Origin of the sequence: Vreelandella boliviensis LC1, from assembly GCF_000236035.1 — a bacterium.
Classification (GTDB): Bacteria; Pseudomonadota; Gammaproteobacteria; order Pseudomonadales; family Halomonadaceae; genus Vreelandella; species Vreelandella boliviensis.
The window spans coordinates 89,517-94,610 of sequence record NZ_JH393260.1 but is presented as its reverse complement, the minus strand read 5'-3'; the positions used below and the strand labels follow the sequence as shown (position 1 = coordinate 94,610).

The window sequence follows — 5,094 nt, the reverse complement described above, 5'->3', positions numbered from 1 at the left end:
CCGACATGGCGTTTAACTCCAGTGCGGTGTTAGCCATTGAGCTATTGGCGGCGGCCCAAGGGGTCGAATTTCACCGCCCCATGACCACCTCACCCCTCCTTGAGGTAGCGCTCGCGACCATTCGCCGCGATGTGACACGTTATGAGCGGGATCGCTACTTCGCCCCCGACCTGGTGGCCGCCCAGCGCTTCGTCAGTGGCGCTGCCTTCGAGACGCAACTGCCCCGTTCACGGCTCTACACAGAGGAATAATATGCAACGACGCTACCCACCCAGCCACCGTTGGCGCCAGGCGCAAAGTATTGATGAGCTTGCTGGGATGGCCAGCAAGCGACTACCCGCCTTTGCCTGGGAGTATCTCAACGCCGGAGCCGAGGACGAGCGCACCCTCAATGACAACCGCAGCGCTTTCCAACGCTGGCAATGGCGACCCCGCACGCTGGTTGACCTAAGCGAGATTGATAGCAGTGCCACACTGCTAGGCAGACAGTCTGCGATGCCATTAGCCATCGCCCCGACCGGCTACAACGGCATGTTGTGGCGCGATGCCGATATCGCACTGGCCCGAGCCGCCCAGCAACACGATATCCCTTTCACACTAAGCACCGTCTCTTGCAATAGCCTTGAGGAGATTGCCGCCGCCGTCCCTACCGGTCGGCTTTGGTTTCAGCTCTACCCATTGCGCGATAAGCAGGCAACCCGGGATCTGATCGCCCGTGCTCGGGCAGCCAACGCAGAGGCGCTGGTGGTCACCACTGACGCGGTGGTGCTGGGACGGCGTGAATGGGATAGCCGCAGCTATCTGAATCCCCGGCGGCTAAACCTTCGCCATACCCTGGACGCCCTGTGCCACCCGCACTGGGCTGCCCAGGCGCTATGGCCCAATGGCCTGCCAACGCTGGGAAACCTGCTTAAATACCTGCCCACCGGGGAACATAGCGCAGCCAGCGCGGCAACCTATATCAGCCAGCAGATGGCGACCGACTTAACCTGGGAAGCGCTAGACGAGATACGCCAACAGTGGTCGGGCAAGCTGATCGTCAAAGGTATTCTCAATACTGAAGATGCCCTCCACTGCCAGCGTTTGGGGGCCGACGCCATCGTGGTTACCAACCACGGTGGACGCCAGCTGGATGACTCGCCTGCCAGCCTCGACTGCCTGCCAGCCATTGTCGATGCGGTGGGCCAACAGTTGGAGATACTGCTCGATAGCGGCATTCGTCGCGGCAGCGATATTGCCAAAGCACTGGCCCTGGGTGCCAATGGCGTGCTCAGTGGGCGGGCTACGCTATATGGTCTCGCGGTCGGTGGGGAAGCGGGCGCCAGCCATGCCCTAACGCTACTCCAGCAACAGTTGCACAACACCCTTGCCCTACTGGGGCGGCCGCGGCTAAGCCAGCTGGATCGTGACTGTCTCGCCCCACCCCTCCACCTTTCAAGCCACACATCAGGCTACCTTACGGCTAGTGCGGTGGATGGGCGCCCTGCCATCGTACAATCGACCAGCCCCACCAATGACGATACTTTCTTGAACTTACTTTGCGATGGCTTTGGCGATAGCGTGCTGCTGGGCGAGGCGATTCCCGCGTCCTGCTTCAGCGACTGGACAGGCCATGCCGCCTGCCGACCGCTGGCATTGGTAAGTCCAGCCACCACTGAAGAAGTTGCCAAGCTGCTGCGACTATGCAATGACCACCACCGCCCGGTGGTGCCACAGGGAGGAATGACCGGGCTGGCGGGTGCGGCGGTGCCCAGTGCCGATAGCATCGCGGTATCGCTTTGCCGACTAACCGGTGTGGAAAGCGTCGATCGCGACGCGGCTACCATGACGGTGCGGGCGGGTACCACACTACAAACCATCCAGGAGGCAGCTACACAGGCAGGTTTTCGCTACCCGGTTGATTTTGGTGCCCGGGGAACGTGCCAGATAGGCGGCAACATCGCTACCAATGCTGGCGGCCATGGGGTGATCCGCCACGGCATGACCCGCGACCAGGTGCTCGGCCTGGAAGTAGTACTCGCGGATGGCCGAACTATCGATTTGATGAACGGTATGCTCAAGAACAATACCGGTTACGACCTTAAGCACTGCTTTATCGGCTCCGAAGGCACCCTGGGCATTGTCACCCGCGCCGTACTTCGCCTGGCACCTCCCCAAGGTGAATCCCATACGCTGCTGTGCGGGCTGCCCAGCTATCCGGCAGCCGTTGCGTTACTCCACCGGCTACGCAGTGCCGGGTTGGCGCTGGAGGCGTTTGAGGTGATGTGGCAGGATTTTTACACCATGAGCTGTGGCTGGCGAGACGGCCAGCTGCCCCTGCCCACAAGCTATCCCCTTTACCTGCTGTGCGAGGCCGAAGGCGACGCCAGTCATCTGGAGGCAGCACTGGAAGCCGCGCTGGAAACGGGTGAAGTGGAAGACGCCGTACTGGCAAGCAGCACCACCCAAGCCCGTGGACTATGGGCGATCCGCGAGGCGACCGGCGAATTCCCCGTCAAGCTGGCACCGATCAACTTCGACATCAGCCTCCCCATCCCTGCCATTGGCGATTTCGTCGAGACCGCTGGCAAGATGCTGCAGCAGCGCTGGCCGGGCGTCCGAATCGTCAATTTCGGGCATATCGGCGACAGCAACCTGCATCTCACCGTAGATGGTCGCTCGCTCACTGAAGACACCCCGGCGACTCGCCACGCCATCGAATCTGCTGTCTACCAGTGGGTCGGAAAATACCGCGGCTCCATTTCTGCCGAGCATGGCATTGGTCTGCTTAAGCGCGACTTCCTGCATCACAGTGTCCGCCCGGAAGCGCTGAACGTTATGCATACACTCAAGCAAGCCCTTGACCCGCACGGCATTCTCAATCCCGGCAAGGTGCTCAATTAAGCCACCTTTATTAACGAACGAACGCACTCAAACAGGGCAAAGTTAATTCGTCCTTCAGTGCCAAAAACAGTGTCAAAATTTGCAAAGCTACTATGTATATACAGGTAAGTACTTTTTGGCATGCAGTTTGCTTTTATAAAGTTGACGTACTGGTACGCACTGTCAATTTCGCCCCCAACAGGTTAAGGCGCCCTGACAGTTTATTAATGATCCCTATGGAGTCATGACACTATGAAAAAATCCAATCTACTCAAGCATTCACTCTCTCGCCTGGCGATAGGCCTTGGTGTCTCTTTGGCAGCAAGTACCGCTTCTGCGGATCTGCTTGAAGAGGTAAAAGAACGGGGCGTGCTCAATGTGGGTACTGAATTTCACTTCGCGCCATTCGCTTATTTAGATGCGGGCCAGCAGAGTGGTTTAAACCTTGAGCTTATGGAACGTGTGGGTGACGAGCTGGGGGTCTCGATTAATTGGATCGATCTACCCTGGCCCAGCGTACTCCCCGGCCTTGAGGCTGGAAACTACGACTTCGTTGCCGGCCCGGCAATGATTACCCAAGAGCGCAAGCTACGCTACAACTTTACCTTGCCTATCGCCGATGCCACCGTCGCTATCCTGAAACGCGCCGACGACGACTCTATTCAAACGCCTGAAGATATTTCTGGCAAAGCAGCCGGGGGCGGCCGCGGTACTGCACAACTCGAGCAGCTAAAGGCTTTTGCCGCTGAATTGCCCGAACCCCCAACGATTACCGAGTACGTTGATTTTAGCCAAGCCTACGCCGATCTTGCCGCTGGCAGGATTGATGCAGTGGCTAACTCGTTGCCCAATATTGCTTATACCGCCACACAACGGTCCATGTTTGAGGTTGTTCATCCACCCTTTGGTCAGTCGGCTTACTTTGGGTATATGGCACGCAACGATGAAGAATCCGCCTCATTGGTTGAAGCTATCAACGAGGTGCTGCTATCGATGCACGAGGATGGCAGCCTCTCCGAGCTGCAAACCAAATGGTTCGGCGAGCCAATGGATGTACCCAGCGAAGATTTTGAACCGGAGATCTAATCTGCTTTTGATGTGTTCGGGCGGTCATTGAGCTAGATACCGCCCGGTATGCTCTCCCTCACCTCCAGGGATATTGTCAATGTTCGACTGGCCGACCTTTCTTTTCAGCCTTCCATTACTTGGCAAGGCACTGCTCATCACGCTACAGACGTCGTTGCTGGGTAATGCCTTTGGCTTTGTCATTGCCACTGTTATTTCCAGTATGCAGTTGGCAAACATGCCATTACTACGGCGATTGGGTGGTAGCTATATCTTTATCTTTCGGGGAGTGCCGCTGCTAGTACAGCTATTGGTCATCTACTATTTGGCGCCTATGCTTGGCCTGCCCAACCTCTCCCCGATGGTTGCCGCGGTCATGGCGCTTTCGCTCTGCTCCGGCGCCTATATCGCAGAAATATTACGCGGCGGCCTGATGGCGATTCCCTCGGGGCAGCGCGAAGCGGCCCACTTACTCGGCATGAGCCGCCCCGCTATTTTACTGCGTATTGAGCTGCCCCAGGCCGTTCAAAGCACACTGCCTTCGCTAGTCAACGAGTTGGTATTGCTTATTAAAGCCTCAGCGCTGGTATCCATCGTAGGCTTGGCAGACCTTACCCGGGTGGCACAGAACCTAGCCTCATCAGACTACTTATTCTTCCAACACTATCTAGTGCTAGCGGGTATCTACTGCCTGATTAACATACCGCTGACCATTTTCGGACGCCGACTTGAGCGTCACCTAGAGAGGAGTCTGGCGTGACTTTCGATCTATCTATTATTACCGCCAATGCTGACGCCATCTGGAGCGCATTTCTAGTCACCATTTATACCTGGCTGGCGGGTAGCGTGTTGGGCTTGGTGGCGGGACTATTCATCGCTGCGCTAATGCTCTTTGGTGGTCGACCACTGCAACTCATATTGAGAGTATTCATTGAGCTGGTACGCGGCACCCCCTTTCTGGTGATCCTGTTCCTGGTCTACTACGGAGGCCCATCATTCGGCCTGCGTCTTGGTGCTGTCACCGCAGGAGTGCTCTGCATCGCTTTCTACAGCAGTGTCTATTTCGCCGAGATTTTTCGTAGCGGCTTCGCCGCCGTTCCCCGCGGGCAACTAGAAGCCGGCGAGTGCCTGGGGCTAGGCCGCCTTCAGCTACTATGGCGAGTACAG

General features: G+C 57.4%; 4 protein-coding genes and 1 pseudogene. All 5 read left to right on the top strand.

The genetic code is table 11. From position 1 onward, the window contains the following. Window positions 1-251 (top strand): annotated as a pseudogene (locus KUC_RS20160) (histidine ammonia-lyase); the annotation flags it as partial. Between the two features lies 1 nt (window position 252). Continuing rightward, window positions 253-2,883, top strand: coding sequence for an alpha-hydroxy-acid oxidizing protein (locus KUC_RS20155; protein ID WP_007114560.1), 2,631 nt, complete (start codon window positions 253-255; stop codon window positions 2,881-2,883). A 231-nt stretch (window positions 2,884-3,114) separates the two neighbouring features. Continuing rightward, window positions 3,115-3,948 carry a transporter substrate-binding domain-containing protein gene (locus KUC_RS17390; protein ID WP_007114558.1) on the top strand — a complete coding sequence of 278 codons (834 nt, stop codon included), beginning with the start codon at window positions 3,115-3,117 and terminating at the stop codon, window positions 3,946-3,948. A gap of 79 nt (window positions 3,949-4,027) precedes the next feature. Further along, window positions 4,028-4,687: an amino acid ABC transporter permease gene (locus KUC_RS17385; RefSeq protein WP_007114557.1), complete on the top strand. Its 660-nt coding sequence runs from the start codon at window positions 4,028-4,030 to the stop codon at window positions 4,685-4,687. Continuing rightward, the coding region (locus KUC_RS19820; protein ID WP_208854503.1) for an ABC transporter permease subunit at window positions 4,684-5,094 on the top strand (411 nt) is incomplete at its 3' end. The genes KUC_RS17385 and KUC_RS19820, both read left to right, overlap by 4 nt.